Raw genomic sequence first — 24,953 nt, forward strand, 5'->3', positions numbered from 1 at the left:
CAGCGGCACCACCCGGCTCGGGCCGGTGTGCGTCGAGCGCTACGCGGAGGCGCCGCCGGTCAGGTCGAACACGAGCCGTGCCGGGACGGAACCTCGCAGCACTTCCTCGATCGACTCGGCCGCATCCGCGAGCCGCCGCGTCTCGGCGATCACGCGGGTGCGACCCAGCGCGTGCAGTCGGAAGACCTCGTGCAGGTCCTGCCGGGTCCCGACGATCGATCCGATGATCTGGATGCCCTTGAGCACGGTGTCGAAGACCGGCACGGTGAGCGTGGTGCCCTCGGGCAGCGAGACGAGCACCATCCGGCCGCCGCGATTGAGGCTGCGGAACGACTGGTCGAACACCGACTGCGCGACGGCGAGGACGATCACGACATCCGCCCCGCCGAGGGCCTGGATCGCCTCGGCCTGATCCTGGGTGGCGGCGTTGACCACGTGGTCGGCGCCGAGCTCCTTCGCCAGCTGCAGCTTCTCGTCGGACACGTCGACGGCGATGACCTCGGCGCCGACCAGACGCGCGTACTGCACCGCGAGGTGTCCGAGACCGCCGATGCCCACGATCGCCACCCGCTCGGAGGGGACGACGTGCGCGTTCTTGATGGCCGCGTACGTCGTCACACCCGCGCACGCGAGCGGCGCGGCATCCAGCGACGACACCTCGTCGGGCACCGGCACGGCGAAGCGGGCATCCGCCACGGCGTACTCCGCCCACCCGCCGTCGATGGAGTAGCCGGTGTTCTCCTGCGACTCGCACAGGTTCTCCCGGCCGGTCTCGCAGTACCGGCACGATCCGCACGCGCTGCCCAGCCACGCGAGCGCGACGCGCTGGCCGATGGGCGGGGATTCCACGCCGGGGCCGTGCTTCTCGACGCTGCCGATGCCCTCATGACCGGGCGTGAACGGCAGCCCGGGCTTGACCGGCCAGTCGCCGTGCGCCGCGTGGATGTCGGTGTGACACAGTCCGCAGGTCTCGATGTGGACGAGCACCTGCCCGGGACCGGGTTCGGGGATGGGGATGTCCTCGACCGTGACGGGCGAAGTGAAGGATGAGACGACTGCGGCCTCCATGGCGGTTCTCCTGACGTCTTCGGCTGCGACCGGTGCCACAGCAGTGCCAGTGTGCGCCGCATCCCGTCAGCGGACAGGAGTCTTTGGTCCCGCCCGCGCCGAAGACGCCGTCGGGCTCAGCGCCCGCGCGATCCGGCGTCGCTCACGCCGACGTCGGTGCGGTGGAAGTTCATGAACGACCGGGATGCGGTCGGCCCGCGCTGGCCCTGGTACCGGTTGCCGTACGGTCCCGAGCCGTAGGGGTTCTCGGCGGGCGAGGACAGCCGGAAGAAGCACAGCTGGCCGATCTTCATGCCCGGCCACAGCTTGATGGGCAGCGTCGCGACGTTGGAGAGCTCGAGGGTGACGTGGCCGGAGAAACCGGGGTCGATGAATCCGGCGGTCGAGTGCGTGAGGAGTCCGAGCCGGCCGAGGGACGACTTCCCCTCCAGGCGCGCGGCGACGTCGTCGGGCAGCGTGATCTGCTCGTACGTCGATCCGAGCGCGAACTCGCCCGGGTGCAGGATGAACGGCTCGTCCGGGGCGACCTCGATGAGGCGCGTGAGCTCGGGCTGGTCCTCGGCCGGGTCGATGAAGGGGTACTTGTGGTTGTCGAAGAGGCGGAAGTAGCGGTCCAGGCGCACGTCGACGCTGGACGGCTGCACCATGGCGCCGTCGGATGGGGCGAGTCCGATCCGTCCGGAGTCGAGTTCGCGGATGATGTCACGGTCGGAGAGCAGCACGCGCCCAGCCTAGGGCCGCCCGCCCCCGCCCCGCGCGCCCGTCCGCCTCGCGTGCGCCCGCCGCGTCCGCGCCGCCCGCGCGCGCCCGCCGTCCGTCCGCCCGCCGCCGCCGCCGTCCGTCCGCCCGCGCGCCGCCGCCGTCCGTCCGCACGCCGCCGCCGTCCGCCCGCGTCCGTCCGCCCGCGTCGTCCGGCGTGCCCCGCCCCGACCGCGTGCCCCCGCCCCGACCGCGTGCCCCCGCCCCGACCGCGTGCCGCCGTCCCGACCGCGTGCCGCGCCCCGACCCCCGCCCCCACCGCGAGACCGCACACCACCGGCGAGACCGCGACATCATGTCGCGGTCTCGTCAGCAGGATGCAGTCTCGCGGTGGGACGACGTGGATCCGCTGTTATGCTGGCGAGGCGCCGAAAGGCCGCGGGGCTGTAGTTCAATGGCAGAACTTCTGCTTCCCAAGCAGATAGCGCGGGTTCGATTCCCGTCAGCCCCTCCATCTGTCACTTCCAGAGGTAAACCGGACTTTCCAGAGTTACCTCGGACTGAGGGCTCCGGGCCTCCTGGGCCCCCGGGCTGGGATCCTTAGTGTGAGTTCTCAAGCAGGATGAGACTTTCTCGCGGTTCCTGAGACAAATCCACGCCGCGTCGCCTCGCCTCGTCCGGCTAGATGTCGCGGCGATGTCTACGGATGATTCCGCCATAACCGAGTCAACCTGCGGGTTCGCTAACATGACGACCCGCTCCGCACTACGCTCACGGCGTGAGCTATCGGACGATTCGCGATCTCGTGGACAGCATGACCCGTCGAGCGATCTCCGAGGCAGAAGCAATACAGCGCTTTGACACGGGTGTCCGCGTCGGAGTGGAAACCGTCATCACGAACGCGACAAACGACGAGTCCGTGACCCGTGCGGTGGCCGCGCTCGATACGCACCGGAACTTGGCGCCCAATGAACGGATGACACACGCGCTCTTCGCCGCGTTCGGTGGCCGGCTCGCTCAGAACCAGGACGGGTCGTACGACGTAGTCCCCCTGGAAGATGGCTAAGCGAACAACTGCCGGAGCTGCCCCAAGCCCGCCTCCCGAAACTCAGTTCGCCAGCCCGCTAGAGTCCGTGGACGGCCCGGAACATCCCTCGCTCGTCACGCTCGATCCGCCCGGTGTCGAGTCCCCGCTGTAGGCCCGCAGCCAGACGCGCTGAGACGCCCTCTGTAAGGCGCTTGCCACCAAATAGCGCCAGCGCCTGTCGCTTGAGCTCATCCTCGCTCATACCGCCACCCAACTCGGCCACCACAGCCATCGCGTTCGCGATCTCCACGAGAGGCACATGGTCCAGGTTTCGCCCGTCGCCCGGCTGGCTGCGGCGGACATCGCGCCAAGCGAGCGGATCAATACCCGCTGGCCAAGCGCACCACTGATCAGAGAGGCGCACATACTCGGGAGGCAGGCATCGAAGGATCGCCTCTGCACGTGCTGGGGCGAGGCGATTCAAGCCGAAGGATTCCGCCGCAAGGCGGGCGAGCCGCGTCTTGTGGATGGGCCCCTCCTTCTGAATGATCTCCCCCAGGACAGAGCGCACCTGGTCTGCGGCGACTGCGCCCGGCAAGCGGTCGAGTGTCTCCTTGGTCCCGAATCGCTTGGGTTCCCACTCGGTGTATTGGCGCAGGCGAGGATGCCGGAGTACGGCTCCTGTGGGCCCACTTGCGACCTGAGTGGGCTTCGCGCGGAGCGTCATCGGATCCTCTGCATGCGCCGGGATGGAAGACTCTGCCGGGCGAATCACTGTGGACGACGCGGGAGTGGGCGCCGCAGTCTTCGCCCTTCTCAGAGTTGCGCCCGCGTTCACCACGGCGGTCGTCAGACGCGCGAGCGTTTCGTCCCGCTGTTGGAGCCACTCCGGGAGCCACACCCGTTCGACGCCGGGCCACTTCATGAGTCCCTTCAACACCTCGACGGGGAGCCCGTCCCGGTCTGCGACGGTGCGGCGCGCACGCCAGCTCTCACCGTCGAGAAGGACCGCGACAAGAGGCTGATCAGGCTCGGCCGCGTCGGCGATCGAGATGTCGACCCGGAACTCCGACAGCCCGATATCGGTTTGAACCGCGAACCCCCGGTAGCGCAGTTCGTCGGCGATCTCGTCTCGATGACGGTCGATCAGGCGTTCTCGATGTGCGCTGTCCGTTGTCGATTCGACGCCGGATCCGGCGAGCTCCAGGTATCCCTTCAGGTGTTTGATTCCGACAGACGCCGTCTCTTCGGCACGCAGCTCGGACGGGTCGAAGCTTGCGAACAGGATCACTTGGCGGCGGGCACGGGTGATCGCGACGTTGAGTCGCCGTTCTCCGCCGGCGCGGGACAGCGGCCCGAAGTTGAGCGGGATGATGCCCCGGTCGTTCGCGCTGAAGGCGACGGAGAACAGAATCGTGTCACGTTCATCGCCCTGCACGTTCTCGAGGTTCTTCACGAAGAGGCCGTCTCTTTCATCGAGCGCCTGTGCGATCCTGGCGTCCGGCGCCTCTCGGAGGAGGGTCTCGATCAGCGCGCGCTGTTGAGCGTTGAAGGTGATGATTCCGAGTGATGGCGTCTCATCCTTAGACGCGTTGAAACGCTGCGCGACTTCCCGAACGATCGCTTCAGCCTCAGCGCGGTTTGTCCGAAGTTCCTTCCCTCGCCCGGAACGGTTGAACCGCCCGTCGACTCGAACGAGGGAAATCCCGTGGTCAGTGTTGCCAGCGGATCCAGTCACAGGCCACGGCGCGGGGAACGATGAGAGCCGACTGTCGTAGTACGCATGGTTGCTGAAGGTGATGAGCGCCTCGTCCTGGCTGCGGTAATGCCACGACAGCCACTGACGCGGGACGCGTGCCTGCACGCACTCGGTCAGAATTGACTCCTCGTCTGCAACAGTGTCGGCGACGGAAGAAGCATCGGCATCGATGTCGCCGCTCGCCTCGGCGAAGCTGGAGGGCGGCATCTGCTTGCTGTCCCCGACGACCACGACCGATGCCCCGCGGCCCATCGCCCCCACCGCATCCGCCACTCGGATCTGGGAGGCTTCATCGAAGACGACGATGTCGAACATCTTCGCCTTCGCGGGGAAGAAACGGGCCACCGATTCGGGGCTCATGAGGACACAAGGCGCGATCTGCGTGATGAGGTCGCCATAGTGCTTGAAGAGCGAGCGGACGCTCATGCCGCCGCGTTGCCGGGCTAGCTGGCGCTTCAGCTCACCCATCATTCCGCCCTCGTAGGCGGGGTCGATCCGACGCCTCGCCATGATCTCGGCTGGAATCCACTTGGGCAGAGCATTGCGGATGGCTGCAGCACTCGACGTGAACCGGTCGATGGATCGGTTATGAGCGTGAACGTCGAAAGCGGCCATCGCCTGCGAGTCTGCGCGTTCCGCAATGGAGGCCAGAGCGATGCCCTTGTCGAATGCGAGCGTGGCGAGATCCGCGGGGACCGCGCCCGTGAGGAGCGCGGCATGGGCGTCCGACAAACCGAAGCGAAGCAGGGGTTCAAGATTACGTTGGAAAGCGATCCACCGGTCGAGGGAGACCGGCTCCGTCGTCACGAGATTGCGGGCGCCTGCGGTGACTCGCCACGCTTCGAAGAACGGCTTGTCACCGGCCCAAGCGGAGAAGACCCCCGCACCATCGGCCAGGGAATCCGCGATGCCACTCGTACCCGCGAGAGCGCGCCATGCCGTCGCCAGCCGGCCGAGTGCTGCTGCGAGGTCTGGATCAGCGGGAGTCCCCGAGTAGTACCTGCGGAGCGCAGATCGAAGCTCGGCGCTATCCCCGCCTGCCGCCAGCTGAGAGCCCAGCCACGCAGCCCACTCGAGAGTGGTCTTCGCATGCTCAATACCCTCGCGAAGGTACGGGTTCCATTGGGGCGAAACCAGTGGGAGCGGAAGTGCGGACAGCGCGGAGCGGAGCGAGTCGACCTCGTCTGCGGCCCGGACGACCTCGGCTGTCAGCGGTGTCACCTCGCGGGCGGGGAAGCTCCGGGCGTCGGTTCGCAGCGCCGGGCCGAACCCGGCGAGCGCCGCGCGCTGCCGCTTGCGGCGACCGAAGAACCCCGAAGCGTCGGCTGCGACCGCCGATTGATACACCGCACGGACATCCCCATCGAGCGCTTCGGGTCCTACCGATGCGAACCAAGTGCGCTCGACGTTGCTCGCGTTGAGCCGTCCCTGCAGGGCGGTGATCTCTCCAGCCGTGTTGCGGGCGTGGACATCGTCGATGGCGTCGAGCGGGTACCGCGGCGCCTTCGCCAGTGAAGCCCAGCGATCGAGATGAGCCGGTGTCGATGCGTGGGTCAGCAGCTCCATATCAGCTTGACGAGCAAGGACGTCGGAGAGGGCAGCGTCGAACTCACGCGCGGCGGAGTGGAGCGCCTTTGTATCGATCGGGTTGACCGCCGTCGCCGTCACGAAGCCCCACGGATGCAGCGGAGCGGGGTGAGCGAGATCTGCCGTCTCGGGAAGCGTGCGCAGGGTGTCACGCAGGCTTTCGAATTGCTCTTCAGACGTTGCCGCGACGAGCGTCGCGGGGATCGCTAGCGCCTCGATACCTCCGGCCGACGCGAGCAGTTGCGCACGCGCGGAGTACATCGAGAGGCCAGCGGCATTAGGTTCGTGCAGTCGCTGGGCGTAGCGCTTGAGCGATCCGCGACTGGTCGCCGCTGTCTCCCTGTCTGCTTTGAGTGCGGCTCCATCCGGTCGGGCGACGGCATCGATCGCGGCGCGGATCTGAGCCCGCATGGCCGCGGGCCGTGCCCCCTTGTCGTGCAGGTCGAGCGAGAAGGGGCCGAGCCCCACCGCGTCCAGCCTGCTCTTGACGACGTCGAGGGCCGCCCGCTTCTCAGCGACGAACAGCACGCGCTTGCCGTTCGCGAGGGAATGCGCCAGCAAGTTGGTGATCGTCTGCGATTTCCCGGTTCCTGGCGGCCCCTCGAGAACGAACGTGCGGCCCGCTTCAGCCTCGGCAACCGCTTGCAGCTGCGACGAATCCGCCGGTACGGGGACGGCGTTGCTGAGCGCGTCGAGATCGACGTCGGGCTGCTCCGGAACAGGATCGACGAACTCGGCGGTCGGGGTTTGGATGAGGTGGTTGACGAGAGGGTTGCCAGCGAACTCCGTCCAGTTCTCGTCGAGGTCTTTCCAGAGTCGATACTTCGCGAACTGCAGGATCGAGAGATCCACCGTGTCTTCGACCGTGAATGAGAGCCGGGCGGCCGCGAGCGCCTGCCGCGTCGCGGCGAACGCTGCGGGGAGGTCGATTCCCGACTCGTCCTTCGCCGGGTTCGCGAGGCCCGGGATGATGAGCCCGAAGCTCAACCGGAGTTTCTCAAGGAGACAGTAGTTCGGGGTGGATTCCCCTGCTTCGTCAACTCTGAGACGGAAGGTCTTGCCACCGCCGACCGACTCGAGGGTCACCGGGATGAGCACGAGCGGGGAGCGGAGTTCGCGGTCGTTGAACGTCCAGCGGAGCATCCCGAACGCCAGATACAGGTTGTTGGCGCCGGTTTCCTCAACGATCGTCCGCGCCTTGTACGCGAGCGCGCGCAGTCTGGGGACGTAGGTCGCTTCTGTAACCCCGACGAAGACCTGCTTCCGTTCGGCGAGCATCCCTGCGCGCGCAGTCTCCGGAAGGTCCTGCCCGTATCGGATGCCGCGACTGCCGTCGACCGTGGGGATGCGATCGTTGGGCACGAGCGTGACCGCGGTGCCGTTGTTGACCATGTCTTCGAACGCGGCCAGCGACGGCTGCGGGACGGCGACGGGGTAACCGGACTTGTCGCCGTAGTTGATGAGCCTGTTCCGCAAGCTGAGGTCGAGAAGCGCGTTCTTCCACTGTGCAACGCGAGGGGGTACGTCTCGTGCCACGCCGCCCGCTATCGCGTCGGCTGATGGGGTGTAGTGCAGCGCTGCCGGCGTCGGCGCGATGGCATACTCGACCACCTGCACGTCACCGGCCTCACCCACCACCCGGCTCGGCAGCGGGTAGATGCGGGCCAAGCGCGCCTGCTTGACGTCGGTGATCCCGAGCACTGCTGAAGCGTCGCCAGCGAGCGTCGTCGTGTGGTGATGGCGCCGGGCGTCCGCAAAGGGCTTCGAGGTCGCTCCCCCGGTCAAGAACGTCGTCTCGACGACTTCGATCTGGCCGATGCCAACGTAGTTGACTGCTTCTGCAGCATCCATCTGAGCAGGCCCGTCAAGGCTCGCGTCGTCTCGCCAGTATCCGAGGAAGATGTGCCCGGAGGTCAACCACAGCGTCGAGTTGATTCCGGCTTCTTCGAGCGCCGCCGCAAGCGTGACAGTCGTGTCGAGACAGGTACCGAGACGGCCCTCGAGAACCTCAGCGGGGGTGCGCACCTTCTGCCCCTCGAGTCCCCAGCTGGCGGGAGGCTCCGCGTAACGGATGTCTCGAGCCCGCATGCTTTCGTAGATGGCCTCGACGATCGCGTCCACCCGCTCGCGGGAGACCTGCTGGTAACCGTCGAGATCCGGGTTCCCCGTCTTCGCCTGCAGCAGGTCGGATGCTTGGACCAGGAGCGGCGCGATGGCGGGCGAGTTCGGCTGCACGAAGGAGGCGAGCAGCTCGACACCGAGCTGCGGCGGGTTGGCACGCCACTGGTTGGCGGCGAGGACTTCCACCTCCGCGTCCTGGTACGTGATGACGGCACCCGCTGCATCACGAAGGGTCACCCGAACGACCCCCTGCGTCGGATGTTCCACGGTGAGCATGCGTGCGGGATCGAGCACGAGATCGGCATTCCGTAGCGTGACCGGTCGTGTCCCGTCGAGATCGACGATGACCACCTTCGGGTCGCCAAGTGATCCAAGCCTGCAGATCGCTTCGACCTCGACCGAGGCTCCGCGCATCTCCTCGCCCCGATAGTCGATCGTTACTTCGTCGACGATCGCGATCGAGTTGCGGGCGTGTGCGTAGCTGAGGATAGGCAGTGAGCTCACTGAGATGTGCGCGGTCGCGCGGGGAACCATCGGAATAAGCTCCGCGAAAACCGGGGGGTCGACGTCTGACTTCGATGCGTGGGCGTCCTCGCCTGAGCCCCGAACGTCGCCGGTCGTCGCCTCGACTTGGCTCTGTTGGCCCCCGAAGGAGACTCGGCTCTCGGCTGCCATGGCAGCGATGACCGCCGTCTTGAGCTCGTCCATCCGGCCGGCCGGCTCACCAGCTTGGAGCGCGCGCAGGAGAATCTCCGCACAGTCGAGTGCGCGATAGGTTTCAGCGGTCGAGAACTCCTCGTTGTGCGCCCGCTTGTTCCGCACATTGCGAAGTTCGCTCGCACAGTTTTGGGCCTGCCGGTTGAGGAGGCTTGCAAACGGGTACCCGATGGAGCCGAACGATTCGGTGAACGCCCGAAGGATCAACGAAAGGTCCCTGGGGTTGTAGCGGGCGTATGCACGTCCGGCCTGGTTGTCCTTGTGTCGGATGATGTCTGTCCAGTCCGCGACCGAGGGCGCGAGCTCGTGGAACCGCGAAGCAACGTGCGGCTCCAGCCCATCGCTCAGGATGATGAGCGCCTTCTCGATCTGCGCTCGTGCATCAAATGCGGACATCGCGCTCCTCGTTGAATCTATGCACAGCCATCCCCGGTCCCGGCCCCGCGGCCCAGCAGTCGCTGAACCGTCGTATTACCCTCGCTCCGCCCACCGACTGTCTAGCTCTTCGTGTTCTTCAGGTGACGACCGATGTAGCCGATGTAGATCTTGCCGGTGCGTGCTGTGTCATCGAAGTAATGCATGCGTGGTGCGAACGAATCCCGCCACGTTGGCTTGAAGTGCGCGTCCATCAGCACCTTGCCAGTGTTCGATACCTCCTGCGGGACCGGAAGCACTCGCTCCGCACGCCACTCCGGGCGATTCAGCACGGAATCGCTTTCAGTGGGGGCATGTCGATCGGGCGGGCACTTATGCCCGTCGAGCGCGTCCGCTTTGAGATACGCATGCAGCCCGCTCGTGATCCTCCCATCGACCTTTCCTTCCGCATAGTCGTACAGGACATGGATGTAGTCCCAGAACGCATACGCGTACCGCGGGGTCTTCTCTCGCACGTCGATCTCCAGTGCCCTGTCGACATCTCCGGTGAACACGACGCGGGAAACCGCTAGGTGCGCCTCGTCTCCAGGCGTAATACGTGCGATGAGTTCCGCGATGTCGTATGGCGGGTTCCAGATCGACTCGACCGGCTCCACGTGCGTTTGTGTAGCCAGATCAGCCTCGACGAGGCGACGTCGGAGAATCTGCACTTCACGCTCGAGACTCCGAAGTTGCTCGTCCGAGACAGCGAGGTCGAACGAAAGCTCCTCGGCGCTGGACCGGAGCTCACGAAGCTCGGCGTCCTTCATCTCGATGTCGGCGATGGCACCGTCGATTTGCTCGGTGGCAACGGATAGCTCCGCTGCGGATGCTGTGAGCAGACTGTCTAGTCTCTCGACGGCCACCTCACTCACCTTTTCGGAGCCGATCCACCGCTTCAGCAGCGCCCTGAGCCGGGTCATCAACCCGGGCTCGATGGCTGCTTCCCGGTTTCGTTCCAGGGACGATGGAACTTCGTCAAGAGTTGGCTCCGGCACCGACGACGGGGTCGGTTGGGCGATCCGCCGGCGGACTTCCTGAGCACGCTCACTGACGAGATCGGCGCGGGCCAGAATTTCGAGGGAGCGACGCACATCTGGGGGAAGGTCCCGCTGGATGAAGCGAAGGCGTGTCGATTCCGCGTGCCTGTTCACGAGCGGGGTCGCCACGCGGGTCCCGTCGATGGCACGCGCCAATGTGGCGGGACCGAGCATCCGATGTCGGATCGAGTCCGCGGCCGAGTCGAGGTCCACTTGCGGCGCGAAGGTACGAACGACACCTCGCTCAACGCGATGTGACGGCGGTAGACGCATCGCTAGGAGCTCCGTCGCCTCTGGATCCATCACGAACGTGGTTGCCACTCCCACGCTCTGCTTCGTCAGACTGGTGACGATCTGGCGCCAACGATCTAGATGCGCTCCATCCAGAGCCGGCGCGACGATGACGCTGGCGGTTCGTGCCGGATCCACGATCGACTGCCACACTTCTTCGATGTCAGAGGAACGGATCACCAGGGGAACCCCGTATAGAGGGGTGTCCCCGTCCCTCGTGTTGGTGGTTTCGAGAATCTGCCGCGCGAGCCGAGGCGTGTCCACCCTTGTGACTGCCGTTGGGGTGGGGACGTCGTCGACACCGGCTTCGATCACTAGCGACTGTGTATAGCGGCGCGCCTGCGGGGCTGAGATCGCATAGAGGGACACCGTCCAAACTCCATGCCGGTTCTGCTCGCGGAGACGATAGAGCCTCCTCCGACTCTGGTCGAGACTCTCCGCTGCATGCACGACCACAAGTTCTGAGCCACCACCGAGATCATGCACCCCCGGCCCATCCCAGTCGGCCAGCTCCGCCGCGCTGCTCCTGCGGTTCTTCTTCTCGCTGAGCCACGACCGAAGTTGTGATTCCGCGACCGCAACCGCGTCCTCATCTGGTGCCAGACACAGGATTGCGCGATATCCAATTGCCACTTCACGTCCCCCAATGTGTCTGCAGGCGAGGGCCCCGCCTACCGCCCACGCTCGTCCGCGTAACGCGGCGCCATCGCTTCCATCTGTTCCATCACGAGCTTGATCGCCTCTGGCTGCTTGTCGGGCGGGTACTTGTACTTCACGAGCAGCCGCTTGATCGACGACCGCAGCTTCGCCCGAACGTCGTCGCGCACGGTCCAGTCGGTGCGCACGTCGCGTCGCATCACGGCCACGAGCTCTCGCGCGATCTCCGCCAGCACGTCGTCGCCGTGCACGTCGACGGCCGACTCGTTCGCGGCGACGGCGTCGTAGAAGGCGAGCTCGTCGTTCGACAGCGGCGGCGAGAAGTGCGAACCGCGGGATGCCTCCGCGGCGACATCCTTGGCGAGTTCGACGAGCTCGGCGATGACCTCGGCCGAGGTGAGCTGCTGGTTCGTGTAGCGGTTCATGATCTCGGCGATCCGCTCCGAAAACGCCCGCTGGCGGACGATGTTCCCGTGCGTGACCGTAGAGCCGGCGTCGGCCAGCGACTTCCGCAGCGCCTCGATGGCGAGGTGCGGGTTGGGCGCCGACTGCGCCTTCGCGAGATACTCCGGCCCCAAGTCGTCGAGGGCGAGACGCGGCAGGCCGGCCGCCTCGTAGATGTCGAGCACATCCCCCGGCGCGATCGAATCGGCGACCAGGGAGCTCAGCAGCCGCGAGATCTCCTCGGGGATCGGCTCGTCCCGCGCCTGCCGATCGGCGGCGTCGTACTTCGCCATCCACACGCGCACTTCTTCGTAGAAGGCGATCTCGTCGTGCAGCTCCGCGAGTCCGTCACGGCCGGATGCCAGGGCCCACGCCCGCGCCAGCCGCGCGGCCGCCGACCGGAACCGCGACGAGAGTCGCTCCGGCCCGAGCTCTTCAGCATTGAGCGGGTTCGTTGGCTTGCGCAGGAAGTCCGTCGTCTGGGTGGCCGCGTCCCGCCACGCGCGGGAGCCGCCCTTCGCAGCGGTCGCCCGCCAGTCGCAGTCGGCGAGCATCTCGCGGATCTGCGCCACGAGTTCCGTGGCGATGGCGACCGCCTCATCGACGTCCCGACCCACCGGCATGTTCGCCTGGTCCGTGGCCGTGTACTCGGAGAGGGCCTGAGCGAGGTTGTCGGCGAGCGGCGCGTACGCCACAAGCAGGCCGTCCTGCTTGCCGCGGAACGTCCGGTTCACGCGCGCCAGCGTCTGCATGAGCAACGCGCCCTTCAGCGGCCGATCGAGGTAGAGCGTGTGCAGGGGCGGCGCGTCGAACCCGGTGAGCATCATGTCCTTGACGATCACCAGTTCGAGCTTGTCATCGGCATCCTTCAGCCGCGCCTTGATGGCCTTGTTCTCCGAGTTGCGGCGCACGTGGTCGCTCACCGGCGGCTGGTCGGTCGCCGATCCGGAGTAGACGACCTTGACCCGTCCGGCATCCAGTGCGTCGGAGTGCCAGTCGGGGCGGAGCGCGATGATCGCGTCGTAGAGCCGCGCGCAGATCTCGCGGGTGCCGCCCACGATGAGCGCCTTGCCCGGCGACTGCACGAACTCCTTCATGCGCTCGCGGCGTTCCTCCCAGTGCCGCACCAGATCGGCGGCGAGCGCCTCGATGCGCTCCGGTGCGCCGTAGACCGCGTTCACAACGGCGACGGAGGCCTCCAGCCGCGCCCGCTCGGTGTCGTCGAGGCCGACTGTGACCTCGTCGGCGACGCGGTCGATGTCCTCCTGCGCCACCCCGTCGGCGAACGACACCTTGATGAGCCGCGGCTCGAAGTACACCGGGACGGTCGCCCCGTCCTCGACGGCGCGGCTGAGGTCGTAGATGTCGATGTAATCGCCGAAGACGGCGCGGGTGTCGCGCTCGGCGAACGAGATCGGCGTGCCCGTGAAGGCGATGAGCGTCGCGTTCGGCAGCGCGTCGCGCAGGTGTCGCGCGTAGCCGTCGAGATCGTCGTAGTGACTGCGGTGCGCCTCGTCGACGACGACGATCACGTTGCGGCGGTCGGTGAGGAGCGGATGCTGCCTGCCGGCCAGCTTCTCGGACTCGGTCAGGCCGAACTTCTGCAGCGTGGTGAAGTAGATGCCGCCCGTGATGCGATTGCTCAGCTCGTCACGCAACTGGGCGCGCTCGCGCACCTGCACGGGCTTCTCCGCGAGCAGCAGACTCTGGTCGAAGGTCTGGAACAGCTGCCCGTCGAGCTCGGTGCGGTCGGTGACGACGATGACCGTGGGGTTCTTGAGCTTCGGATGCCGCGACACGAGGTTCGTGTACAGCTCCATCTCCATGGACTTGCCCGACCCCTGCGTGTGCCACACGACGCCGGCCTTGCCGTTGGTCTCGACCGCCTGCACCGTCGAGCCGACGGCCTTCGTGACGGCAAAGTACTGGTGCGGCTTGGCGATCCGCTTGGTGAGCCCGTCGGCACTCTCGTCGAACGCGGTGAAGTTGCGGGCGAGCTGGAGGAAGCGCTCCTGGTTGTAAAGGCCGTTGAGCGCGTCGTCGATGGGCTGGACCGATGCGCCATCCTCGAAGCGCGGTTGCGCGAGGGGCGCACCGTCGTCGTCGACGTTCCACGGGGCGAAGTGGTTCAGCGGGGTGAACGGCGTCCCGTACTTGGCATCCAGGCCGTCGCTCGCGAGCGTGAGCACGCAGAACCGGAACGCCATCGCGAACTCGCGCAGGTAGGTCTGCAGCTGCGCGTGGGCAGGGGCGACCCCGGTGGATGCCGACCCCGCACGCTTCAGCTCGAGGATGCTCAGCGGCATCCCGTTGACGAACAGCACGATGTCGAACCGCCGGTGCAGGTCGCCCCGGCGGAGGGTCACCTGGTTCACGGCGAGCCAGTCGTTCTCGGCGGGATCAGTGCTCAGCACACGCAGGCGCGGGCTGTGCTCCACGCCCTCGGCATCGAGGTAGCTCATCGGGTATCCGCCGACGAGGTACTGATGGATGCGGTGGTTCTCGGTGATCGCGTCCTGCGAGGTGGGCGAGGCGATCTCGGCCGCCGCCTGTTGCAGGTAGTGCGCCGGGACGCCCGGGTTCAGTCGGCGCAGCGCGTCGAGCAGGCGAGGACGGATGAGGAGGTCGTCCCAGGTATCGCGCTCACCGGTGCCCGGTGCGATGTCCTCACCACGCAGCGGCCGCCAGTCGAGCGGCTCGGCGAGGAGGTCGAGCGCATCCTGCTCCCAATCGGCCTCGGTCAGGGTGCTCACCGACCGCCTCCCGCGCCACCGGCGGCCTTTTCGATCGTCATCTTGCGGATGATGTCGAGGAATCCAGGAGCGTAATCGCCCCACGATTCGGACACCTTGGCGATATCGAGCTTGCCCGTGTGCACCTGCTCGCAGAGACGCATCCAGCCTTCGCCCGTCGCCACGGTCAGCGCAAAGGCGACGGAGGCTCCGATGACGCTGCCGGCGCCCGGGATGAACTTGAAGGCGCTCCTGGCCAGGGCCTGCCCGGTGAACTGCACGCCCAGCTGAGCAATGGCCCCCGCCGACATCATCGTCTTCATCTCCAGGTCGTAGATCGCGGCGATCCGGCCCATCATTCCGAGCTGGATCGGCGCGAGCGCCACGGCGTCCGCCACCGGAATCGGAACCGCGGCTGCAGCAGCTGCGGCCGTCGCGGCTGCTGTGATGACGGGTCGGGCGAGCTCCCGCTTCCAGGGGAGGTTGAGGCGCTGCGCGATGCGAAAGGCATCCTGATCGTTCTCGGGCGACAGGGCGAGGGTCTCCGCAACGAGCTCACCGAGTCCATGCCCCTTGCCTTTCCCATGCCGATCCGTGGTGGAGGTCAGGATGACCCGCTCATACGGGATGGCGAGCGGCTCTCCACGCTCGTCGACCGGCTGTTCGAGCCACTCGACGAACTCCTTCAGGGCGTGCGCAACGTCGCGCTTTCCCGTGATGGGGTTCTTCGTCCAGTCAACCTTGGTGAGCACGAGGACCACGGGCAGACCCTGCGCATCGAGTTCGCGGATCATGTCGATCTCGGGCTGCTGCAGCCTTGCCGAGGAGGCGTTGACGCAGTACCACACGACTGAGATCTGCTCGTTCGCGGGTCTTTCCGAGATGATCTTCAGGTGGCCGCGCAGCTGTACCGCGGGCGACAGCTTCGACCCGATCTCGAAGCCTTCGACGTCCCAGATGCCGAGGGACTCATCGTGGTAGTACTGCACCCCACGGGTGACCGGCAGCCCGGTGCCGACCTTCGCCCAATCGCGGCCGAACACCGCGTTCACAAGGGAGGACTTGCCCACCCCGGAGCTGCCGATGATGGCGAGGTTGAAGCGTCCGTAGCGCGACTTCGCCTCAGCGCGGGCGTCTAGGAAGGGTTTCTCGTCGAGCGGGGGTGTCGGGGTGCTCTCGGTGGGCTTGGCTGTCGGTTCGGTGGTCATGGCTCTCTCGTTCCTCTGCAGTGAGGCTCAGTTGGCGGCGAACTCGAAGGTGAGCACGACGTCGGGGTCAATGCTGGAGACGATGCGCTCGTAGAACGTCGTCGCCTGCACCTCGAGCAGCGGGCGGACGCCCTCAAGGTGCTCGGAGATGACCTCCTCGGTCAGGATCTCCTCGACGGCGGCGATGGTGTCGATCTGCGGCGTCGTCCAGCTGAGGATCCCGTTGGACTCGGTCGCCACGCTGAACTCGGGGTTCTCGTAACCGAGGAAGACGAAGTCGGGGATCGACACGGTGTACTGCTTGTCGCCGGTCGGCTCGATCCGCACGTCCTGACCTTCGATGCCGAACTTCGCGTCGAAGTCGTACTGGATGAACATCTCCCGGTCACTGAAGGGGATGTCGAACCACCCGAAGAAGTCCTGGTTGTCGCGCTTCGTCTCGAGACCGGTTATGCCCGACGTGACGAGGATCACCTGCTCCTCCGTCGTCAGGGCTTTCGTGACCTGCACAGAACGTTGCTCTCCGGCGCCGAGGAACTTGCCGACGCTGACGCCGGCGAACCCGGCGCCCACAACGAGCAGGAAGAGTGCGCCCACCAGCAATGCCTTCGCCCAGATGGGCGTCCGCCGCGCCGGGCGCGGAGAACGTGTCGTCGCCGGTGCGCGCGCAGTGGTCGCGGTCATACTCTTCATCCCCCCGGATGCTGCGTCGGTGCAGCCATGTGAATCTATCCCGCCAGGTGCTCAGAGCCCGGCATCGACCGCGATCCGCTCCGCGTCGCGCACCCGGAGCTTCCCTGACATGAGTTGCGGCAGCAGCGCGTCGCGCGTCTCGGCGAGGGTCAGCGACTCCCGCTCCGCTCCGAGCGCGCGCGCCCAGAGTCCGTTCATCAGCGCATCGACGCGCTGCACCTCAGAGGCAACGGGTACCGCGACAACCTCGTCCAGATGGTGGCGTTGAATGTGTCCCATCGTCGTCGCCTTGTCCGCCGCAATCGCTTTGAAGTCGGCGAGCTTGTGCCGGAGCAGCTCGTAGACGAGCCACGTGGGGAACCCCTCACGCGGAATGACCTTGAAGATGTGCTGATTCACGATTGCCTCTCCTCGGAACCACCGGTGAAGCGTCAACGAGCCGGACCACGCAAAGAGGATGTCACCGGGACGCGCAACGTGTTTGTCGTCGACGATCGCATCCGAATAGACCGTCGATCCGCTGATTCCTCCGTTGAGCTCAGCAATTCGAACGACTACGCGCCCTGACCCGCTTGCACCCTTGGTGAACGCCTTCCCGTTCACAAACTCCGCAGTAGTCGAAAGGGGCGCTGCGCTCGCCTTGGCAAGCCCGCGGAAAGTGAGGTGCATGATCGCATCGAGCTGTGAAATGAGGGCGGTGTTGGCGGCGATCTTGTCGTCGAGGGCGCCCAGCACCTCGGCGATCGCCTGCTGCTCCTGGAGCGATGACGCTGGAAGAGTGAGGCGTTTCAGATCCGCGAGATTGAGAGTTGGCTGGACCGTCGTGTTGAGCAGCGAGTTAATCTGCCGACGCGCAGGCTGGGAGTTGAGCGCGTAATGCAACCATCTCGCATCGACGCCAATGGGCCGAAGTACCGCCACAGCGCGCGCTACGTTCCAGCCCGCGAGTGACTTCGGGACCAGCGCGGTCTCGCCGACCGAACCCACCAGCGTAAAGAGCAACTCTCCCCCAACGAGCACTGTTCGATCGTGCCGAGCGGAGACCTCTGGCGCCACCCGCAGTGGCCGGCTTGTGTCGATGCGCCCCTCCCGGACGTCTCCCGCCCGGACGATTGGTACTCCGTCGTTTTGATGGGCTCCGGGCTGGACGATTCCGTATGAGACCTGGCCGTCCGCCACGAGGTCTTCAAGCCAGCTCACGGCAGTCACTCGACCCTCCCCAGCTGCTCGCGCACGACGTCCGCCAGCCGCGCGGACTCGGCGAACTGCGCCTCGAGCTCGGCGCGCAGGCGCGCGAGCTTCTCCTCGATCGGCTCGCCGTCGTCCTCGACCTCCGGCGCGCCGACGTAGCGGCCAGGGGTCAGGGCATAATCCGCGGCCTTGATCTCGGAAAGGGGCGCGGAGTAGCAGAAGCCCGGAACGTCCGCGTACTCCACGGGTGCGGCATCCGATTCGACACCGCGCCAGGCGTGGAACGTGCCGGCGATCCTGGCGATGTCCTCGTCGCTGAGCGCACGCTCCGCGCGGTCGACCATGTGCCCGAGGTTGCGGGCGTCGATGAACAGCACCTCGCCGGCGCGCTTGCCCTTGTCCTTCGCGAAGAACCACACGCACACCGGGATGCCCGTCGACCGGAAGAGCTGCGTCGGCAGCGCGACCATGCACGAGACGAGGTCGGCCTCGACGATCTCGGCGCGGATCCTGCCCTCACCGCCGGAGTTCGACGACATCGAGCCGTTCGCCATGACCACACCCGCCTGCCCGCCGGGCGCGAGCTTGGAGAGGATGTGCTGGATCCAGGCGTAGTTTGCGTTGTTCGCCGGCGGCACGCCGAACCGCCAGCGGGGGTCGTCCTCGTTGCGCGCCCAGTCCTTGATGTTGAACGGCGGGTTCGCCATCACGAAGTCGGCCTGCACGTCCGGGTGCAGGTCGCGGGCGAACGTGTCGCCCCACCGCGGGCCGAGGTTGCCCGTCAGCCCGTGGATGGCAAGGTTCATCTTCGCCATCCGCCAGGTGCGCTCGTTGAGCTCCTGCCCGAAGACCGAGATGTCGCTGCCCTCACCGTGGTGGGCGTCGATGAACTTCTCCGCCTGCACGAACATGCCGCCCGACCCGCACGCCGGGTCGTACACCCGACCCCGCGTCGGCTGCAGGACCTCGACGAGCACCCGCACCACACCGGCGGGCGTGTAGAACTCACCGCCCCGCTTGCCCTCTGCTGCGGCGAACTTCTCCAGGAAGTACTCGTACACCGCAACCTGGACGATGCACGGCACGTCCTCCACCGCCCCGCTGGACTCCCAGCTCCTGGGTCAGTCCCTGTATACGGCTGACGCGATTCGTGTCGGGAAGGCCTACCCGCGCCAGCGGAACTACCACGGCTATTACTGGATGGCCTCGACCGGGTCCCACGTCTGGCACGAGTCGCTGCTCGAACGGGACTCCCTGACCTGGCTGGACCACACCGGGGACATTGTGGCCGTGGCCGCGCAGCCGATGATGCTCACCGCGTCCGACGGGACGCGGCATTACCCAGACTTCCTCGCGCTCGACGCCAGCGGGGTCCAGACGATGTACGACGTGAAGCCCGCCGCTCGCATCAACGAGAGCGCAAAGGCGCAGTTCGAGTGGACCCGCCACGTCTGTGAGGCAGTCGGCTGGAACTACAAAGTACTGACCGAACGACCAGACCAGGAGCGAGTCAACCTCGCCTGGCTGGCGCTGTTCCGACAGACCCCGAACCACCCGGGCATCGAGGCCGAGGAGGAGGTCCTCCAAGCAGCCGCACCGGGCTGGACGATTCAAGACGCCGTCGACCACATGCCGGCCGCCTCTACCCCCGCCGCCCGCAGCCGGGTCTTCCACCTGCTGTGGACACGGTCGCTCCTCGTCGACCTCGGCATCCACCTCCGCCCGTCGACCCCTGTCCAGGTCAACCCGAGCCGGAAGGGGAACGTTGATGGCATCGCATGAAGCTATCGCTCTGACCATCAGCGGCGAAGTCTACGAAATCGAAAAGACCAACACCCGTGGGGTGAGCCTCGTCCACCGAGTCACGAACGAACAGCGGACGCTCACGCACAGCGAGCTGGCGGAGCTTCTCGAGGCCGACGACGGCCGCAGCCCGCGGATATTCGACAACCTCCCCCGGCATATCGTCGAAGCAGCGACGATACTCGCGGCCGACATCGAGGAGGTGCTGACCGGCATCGGCCGCAACGGTCGCCGTCGACCCGAGTACGACCTCTCCTCCACGACCCAGGAGCGACGGGTCATCCGGAAACTCAACGAGATGGCGGACAACGGCCGTGGAATGAGCCGGTCCACCTTCTTCGACAAGCTGTCCAAGTACCGCCGTGACGGACTCATCGGTCTCGTCGATGGCCGCGCCATCCGAGAGTTCAAGACCACGGTCGACCGCCTAGACTGGCGGGTCTACACCATCCTGGTGAACGTCGTCAACGCCCAGAAGAACCGGTCCACCGGAACCGTCAGCCGCATCATCCAGGAGACCTCGAACCAGGTCCGGGACACCTACGGGCTGGTGAAGCTGCCGTCCCGGTCGAGGTTCTACCAATTGGTGCGAATGCTCGGCGGCGGGAAGCACACCACCGGGAGCGCGAAGACGCGTCGGTCGCTCGGCAACCGCCCGGACCGGACCTTCGCGAAGGCGGCGCCACTGTTCCCCGGCGCTCAGGTCGAAATCGATACGAACACGATGGACGTCGAGGTCCGCACTCCGAAGGGTGAGCGAGTTCGGCCACTGCTGAGCATCATGGTCGACGTGCACACGCGGTCCATCCTCGCGTTCACCATCCGGCTGAAGGCGACCAAAGGTATCGACCAGGCGCTCCTGCTCGCGCAGGCTGCGACCCCGCGCACCGCGCGACCCTCACGGGAGTGGTTCCGTGACCTGCTGAAGCGAGAGAACCCGAAGCTGTCGCTCATGCCCCAGGAAGAGTATGAGTCGCACGCGCACGGGATGCCGTTCATCTTCCCTCGCGACATCACCACCGACCGCGGAAAGGATTACGTCTCGACCACGTTCCGCGCGGCCGCTGAGAAGCTGCAGTGCTCCCTCGTCCTCTCTGCACCCCATACGCCGACCAGCAAGCCGCACGTGGAGCGCACGTTCGGGAGCGTGAACAGCCTGTTCACGCAATACCTGGAGGGCTACGTCGGCCGCAGCACAGAGCACCGGGGCACGAAAGTGTCGACCGACGAACTCCTCACGGTGGAGATGCTCCGGGAACTTTTCGAGGACTGGGTCATCCGCACCTGGCAGAACCGGCCGCACGAGGGACTGCGTGACCGGCTGTATCCAACCCGCCTGCTCTCCCCGAACCAGGTGGCAGAGCGCGCCGCGATGACCGCCGCTCAGTTCCGCGCCCCGCTCACCCGCGAGGACTACATCCGCATGCTCGATTCCCACTTCCGTGTCATCCGCTCCACCGGCGTCACGGTCGCGACGCGCGAGTACGACTCCGACGAACTCCACCGTCTCCGCTATGAGAAGTCCCGGCATCCCCGCCACGGCGGGAAATGGGAGGTGAAGGTCGACCCCTACAACCCGGCATGCGTGTGGGTAGTCGACCGCGACGGGGCGCTCATCGAGTGCCACAAGCGTGGCGAAGAGGACAGCCTCCTCGAACCCAACTTCCCCGAGGTCGAGGACGACTACCGCATCCTCACCGCACGTTCCGATGCGGAAATCACGGGCACCCCGATGCCCACGCCCATACTCACCCCTCTTCCCGAGTACGTCGCACCGGAGCCCGAGCTCGACGACGACGACTTCACCCCCGCCTTCTAGGAGAAGACCATGACCAACATCGCTGAATCGCTCATCCTCGCGTTCACCAGCCCCGACAGCGGTAACACCACCGCGCTGAACCGCCGGGAGTCACTGCTGCACTACTTGCAGCACCCGCCCGTGGCGCCGGGAGAGCTCCCGGGCGGCACCGACAGCCCGAGCGCCAAGGCTGACTACGACCACCGCCGGATGGACTACTACTCCGGTGGCATCGTGCTCGCCACCGACAGCGCCATGAAGGGGAAGCTCATGCTGACCCGCGCGTTCCAGGAGAACCGTGCACGCAACTCCGGGCACGCCGGCGTCATCCTCTCCGGCGACTCCAGCCTTGGCAAGACCACGATGGCCAAACGGCTGATGAGCTGGGTTCTCGCCGAGTACACCAAGCAGGTCCCCGACTGGCAGCAGTTCGAACACGTCCCGGTGATGTACATCGAAATCCCGCCCGGCAGCAACGGCAAGGCGCTGCTCAAGGAGATGGCGGCGTTCTTCGGGCTGCCGGCGCTTACCCGGGATTCCATGACGGACCTGCGCACGAAGGTCGTCGCAGCCATCCGTCGCGCCCGCACCCAGCTCATCGTGGTGGATGAACTTCACAACCTCGCCGGCCGCAGCTCCGGCCTCGGTGAGTCCGTCGACCTTCTGAAGGGTTTGCACAACGACGTCAACGCAACGTTCCTGTACTGCGGTATCGACGTCACCACCTCGAACCTGATGAGCGGGGCACGCGGGCAGCAGCTGTCCAGCAGGTTCGCGGTGCTGGAGCTCAAGCGGTATGTCTGGTCCGACCCGTCCGACCGTGCCTCCTGGAAGAAGCTCATCCGCGGGTTCGAGCAGATGCTCCAACTTCGAGACCACCCGGTGAAGACCCTCGATGAGCACGCCCGGTACCTCTACGACCGCACCGGTGGCTCCATCGGCTCGCTCGGGCGGCTGCTGACCGGCGCCGCCATCGACCTGGTGCAGCGCGGCGCCGACAGCGAACGACTCGACCCCGCGGTCCTCGATGGATACACGCTCGACCTGACCGCGGAGAACTTCTACCGCAACGTCCTCACCCGGAAGACCAAGAAGGACAAGACCGCCACCGAGCTGGTGATGAGCGCATGAACACCGAAGACCTGACCCGTCGACTCCCGTTCACCGTTCGCCCCGGCCACCGGGAGAACCTCGACTCGTACGGCCGCCGCACCCTCGGCATCAACGGCCTCCAGGATAGGTCCGCTCGCGAACTCCTCGCCCGGGCCCGCCAGCACGACCCCGCGACCACCTGGGCGAGCCTCCTTTCCGCGAAGACCGGCCGACCGCTCGACCGCCTCGTTGCCGCACCCCCCACCGCTATCCACGAGGACTCTGACGCTTGCCGCACCTGCGCATCGCTACTGCCCGAGCGGTGGGCGTGCACCCTGTGCCACCAGGGCGCTCACGTCCAACAGCACCCGCATCTCGACGATTTCGTCTGCGAGCGGCACCGACGCTGGACCGGACCGGGGAGCACCCCCGCCACGCAGGGCACCGTCTCCGTAAAGACGGTCGCCGCGCACCGTAAGCTTCGCGAACTTCGCCGGAAGAGCCGGGTCGATATCGAACTGCTCCTGGCGCTCATCGCATCGCTCCGGGATGACCTCCGCGTCCAGGACCATGAAGGGTTCAGGTATGCGGTGGCCGTCATGCAGTGGCTCACCCGACGCGACACCCTGGTGCGCCTGTTCGACCCCGCTCCCCCCTACGCGTCGACGTTCGCGTGGATGAGCGAGTGCATCACCAACCTCGTGCGTGCCTCCTCCCCCGCGACTGCCCGCGCCGTGTGGCTGCACCTGCATCCCGCGCACCTTTCGCTCCAGGTCGCGTTCCGGGGATATAGCGGCTACCACGCACGCCATTCGCACGAGTTCGCGCTGCCCACCGACGTCACCGATTGGTACCCGCGGCCGGAGACATTCCAGAGCTGGGGCGACTACCTCGCGTGCACGGGTGACACGAACATCTACCAGTTCGACGATGACTCGGGCCCCACCCTCGCCCGACCGCGTCGGCGTCGCGCGTACTGCGACCACGGCCACGCCTACATGGACATCACCGTGAACGACGACGAATCCGGGGCGCGAACCCCCTGCCCGACTTGCACCCGTCGCCACGTCATGCCCGGTGTGAACGACCTCCGCACGGTCAACGCGACCGCCGCCGAGCAGCTGCACCCCACGCTCAACGGCGACCTCACCGCTGAGGACATCAGCGTCGCCAGCAGCAGACCGGTCTGGTGGCTGTGCACCAAAGGTCACCCCTACACCGCATCGCCGTCGAACCGGACACTCAACGACAGTGGCTGCGCGGTATGCCTCAACCGTGTCGTGCGGACGGGTGTCAACGACCTGGCCACGACCAACCCAGGGATTGCGCGGGAGTTGCACCCCTCCAGCGTCCGTCGACAGTCGGCGAGCACCTTCACTGCTACGGACACCAAGCTCCGGCTCTGGCTGTGCCCGGGAGGCCACGAGTTCAAGGCGACCGCCTGGGAGCGGACCCGAAACGGCAAGTCCTGCAAGAGATGCAAGCAGCGTCGTACCCGCGCTTCGGGGCGAAGCCTCGCCGACACCCACCCCCAGCTCGCCGCAACCTGGCTCCCCGAACTCAACGAAGGCCGTGACCCTGGTGACTGCACCAAAGGGTCACGCCTATCCGTCGTCTGGTGGTGCGAAGCGGGCCACCCATTCCTGATGCGACTCGAGGCCAGGACCCGAGGATGCGGCTGCCCGTACTGCGCCGGCCGCCTCCTCCTCGCCGGATTCAACGACTTCGCCACCACCCACCCCGACCTCGCCACCGACTGGCACCCCTACAAGAACCGGAAAGACCCCAACCAGGTCATGGCCGGGTCGACCACGAAGTTCGAGTGGCGATGCAAGGACGGCCACGAAACCTCCCAGAGCATCCCCAACCGCCGCAAGTCACACGGCTGCACCGAATGCAGCCCTCAGGACCGGGTGGGCCACGCGCGTTTCCAGTCCGAAGACATTCAGCGCAGCGCCGCACGGCGACGCACGTCGAACACCTCTACCAGCGCCACCCGGAAGGACCTCCGCGATGCCCGAGCAGCATAAGCAACCAAACGACCACGTCACCGATGCGCTGCGGACACTGACCGCCACCGACGCGGCAAAGCGGCAGCTGGACGCTGTCCAGACGATGCCTTCCTCCCAGCGCGGTCTCGACTTCTACCTCGTGGTCACGGAGAAGCTCGAAGCTGTTCTGCGCGAGCTGCTCGACGCGATTGACGTTGTCCGTCGGTGCGAAGAGCGTCACGGCCCCGGGCTAAGCCCGAGGAGATGGACTTCGTTATCGCGGCAGGGGTCGACGCTGAGGCCTTCAACGACGCAGCACACCAGCGAGCGCTGGCATGGGTCGTCTGGTCCGCCATCGACCTCGGCAGCGAGGCCGAGAAGCTCGACGACCTGAAGTCGCTGTCCTGGCTAGACGTCATCCCGGGACTCGGAGAAGCCCTTGCAGCGCTTCCTCGCGACTTCAGCGACCCAGACAAGTACGCCTTCCTCCAGGAGCCCAGGGAAGACCTCGGTGGACGGTCCGTCACGCAATGCCTGCTCATCGGGGGCGACGCTGCGGCGGCGGCTATCCGATACATCGACGACGACCTTCAATATGACTGACAACGGGCGACGCGAATT

General features: G+C 66.4%; 14 protein-coding genes, 1 tRNA gene and 1 pseudogene. 7 read left to right on the forward strand and 9 right to left on the reverse strand.

What is annotated here, in order from left to right; genetic code table 11:
• Positions 1 to 39 precede the first annotated feature (39 nt).
• Together F6J85_RS17070 and dcd are read right to left on the reverse strand one after the other, a co-directional pair.
• Positions 40 to 1,068: a zinc-dependent alcohol dehydrogenase gene (locus F6J85_RS17070; protein ID WP_150926916.1), complete on the reverse strand. Its 1,029-nt coding sequence runs from the start codon at positions 1,066 to 1,068 to the stop codon at positions 40 to 42.
• A gap of 116 nt (positions 1,069 to 1,184) precedes the next feature.
• Positions 1,185 to 1,790, reverse strand: a complete 606-nt coding sequence (gene dcd / locus F6J85_RS17075; protein ID WP_150926918.1) for a dCTP deaminase — start codon at positions 1,788 to 1,790, stop codon at positions 1,185 to 1,187.
• A gap of 417 nt (positions 1,791 to 2,207) precedes the next feature.
• Between dcd and F6J85_RS17080 the strand changes: the two genes are divergently transcribed.
• Both F6J85_RS17080 and F6J85_RS17085 read left to right on the forward strand, forming a co-directional pair.
• Positions 2,208 to 2,281, forward strand: a tRNA-Gly gene (locus F6J85_RS17080).
• 264 nt (positions 2,282 to 2,545) lie between these two features.
• The gene (locus F6J85_RS17085) at positions 2,546 to 2,833 is read left to right on the forward strand and encodes a hypothetical protein (RefSeq protein WP_150926920.1); all 288 of its coding nucleotides are present in this window, start codon (positions 2,546 to 2,548) and stop codon (positions 2,831 to 2,833) included.
• A 58-nt stretch (positions 2,834 to 2,891) separates the two neighbouring features.
• Here F6J85_RS17085 and F6J85_RS17090 read toward each other — a convergent pair whose 3' ends face one another.
• The 7 genes and pseudogenes from F6J85_RS17090 to F6J85_RS17120 all read right to left on the reverse strand — a co-directional run.
• Positions 2,892 to 9,374 (reverse strand): DUF3320 domain-containing protein, encoded by a 6,483-nt coding sequence (locus F6J85_RS17090; protein WP_191906677.1) that lies wholly within the window; start codon positions 9,372 to 9,374, stop codon positions 2,892 to 2,894.
• A gap of 101 nt (positions 9,375 to 9,475) precedes the next feature.
• Complete coding sequence (locus F6J85_RS17095) at positions 9,476 to 11,356, reverse strand: GumC domain-containing protein (RefSeq protein ID WP_150926922.1); 1,881 nt, start codon at positions 11,354 to 11,356, stop codon at positions 9,476 to 9,478.
• 38 nt (positions 11,357 to 11,394) lie between these two features.
• Positions 11,395 to 14,577 (reverse strand): type I restriction endonuclease subunit R, encoded by a 3,183-nt coding sequence (locus tag F6J85_RS17100; protein WP_150926924.1) that lies wholly within the window; start codon positions 14,575 to 14,577, stop codon positions 11,395 to 11,397.
• Entirely contained in the window at positions 14,574 to 15,764 is a 1,191-nt protein-coding gene (locus F6J85_RS17105) for a GTPase family protein (RefSeq protein ID WP_150926926.1), read from the reverse strand. The genes F6J85_RS17100 and F6J85_RS17105 overlap by 4 nt, the downstream gene beginning before the upstream one ends.
• 27 nt (positions 15,765 to 15,791) lie before the next feature.
• Entirely contained in the window at positions 15,792 to 16,448 is a 657-nt protein-coding gene (locus tag F6J85_RS17110) for a hypothetical protein (RefSeq protein WP_150926928.1), read from the reverse strand.
• Between the two features lie 60 nt (positions 16,449 to 16,508).
• Complete coding sequence (locus F6J85_RS17115) at positions 16,509 to 17,657, reverse strand: restriction endonuclease subunit S (RefSeq protein ID WP_191906678.1); 1,149 nt, start codon at positions 17,655 to 17,657, stop codon at positions 16,509 to 16,511.
• A gap of 5 nt (positions 17,658 to 17,662) precedes the next feature.
• Positions 17,663 to 18,709: pseudogene (locus tag F6J85_RS17120) on the reverse strand (N-6 DNA methylase family protein); the annotation flags it as partial.
• 13 nt (positions 18,710 to 18,722) lie between these two features.
• Between F6J85_RS17120 and F6J85_RS17125 the strand changes: the two are divergent.
• The 5 genes from F6J85_RS17125 (at position 18,723) to F6J85_RS17145 (ending at position 24,935) form a co-directional block, all read left to right on the forward strand.
• The gene (locus F6J85_RS17125; protein ID WP_150926932.1) at positions 18,723 to 19,430 is read left to right on the forward strand and encodes a TnsA-like heteromeric transposase endonuclease subunit; all 708 of its coding nucleotides are present in this window, start codon (positions 18,723 to 18,725) and stop codon (positions 19,428 to 19,430) included.
• Positions 19,417 to 21,270, forward strand: coding sequence for a Mu transposase C-terminal domain-containing protein (locus F6J85_RS17130; protein ID WP_150926934.1), 1,854 nt, complete (start codon positions 19,417 to 19,419; stop codon positions 21,268 to 21,270). Before F6J85_RS17125 ends, F6J85_RS17130 begins: the two co-directional genes overlap by 14 nt.
• Positions 21,271 to 21,279: 9 nt before the next feature.
• Positions 21,280 to 22,380, forward strand: a complete 1,101-nt coding sequence (locus tag F6J85_RS17135; protein WP_150926936.1) for a TniB family NTP-binding protein — start codon at positions 21,280 to 21,282, stop codon at positions 22,378 to 22,380.
• On the forward strand, positions 22,377 to 24,371 hold the full coding sequence (locus F6J85_RS17140) for a zinc-ribbon domain-containing protein (protein ID WP_150926938.1): 1,995 nt from the start codon (positions 22,377 to 22,379) through the stop codon (positions 24,369 to 24,371). Before F6J85_RS17135 ends, F6J85_RS17140 begins: the two co-directional genes overlap by 4 nt.
• Positions 24,372 to 24,596: 225 nt before the next feature.
• Complete coding sequence (locus tag F6J85_RS17145) at positions 24,597 to 24,935, forward strand: hypothetical protein (RefSeq protein ID WP_150926940.1); 339 nt, start codon at positions 24,597 to 24,599, stop codon at positions 24,933 to 24,935.
• The last annotated feature ends 18 nt before the right edge of the window (positions 24,936 to 24,953 follow it).

The organism is Microbacterium lushaniae (assembly GCF_008727775.1).
Lineage (GTDB): Bacteria > Actinomycetota > Actinomycetes > Actinomycetales > Microbacteriaceae > Microbacterium > Microbacterium lushaniae.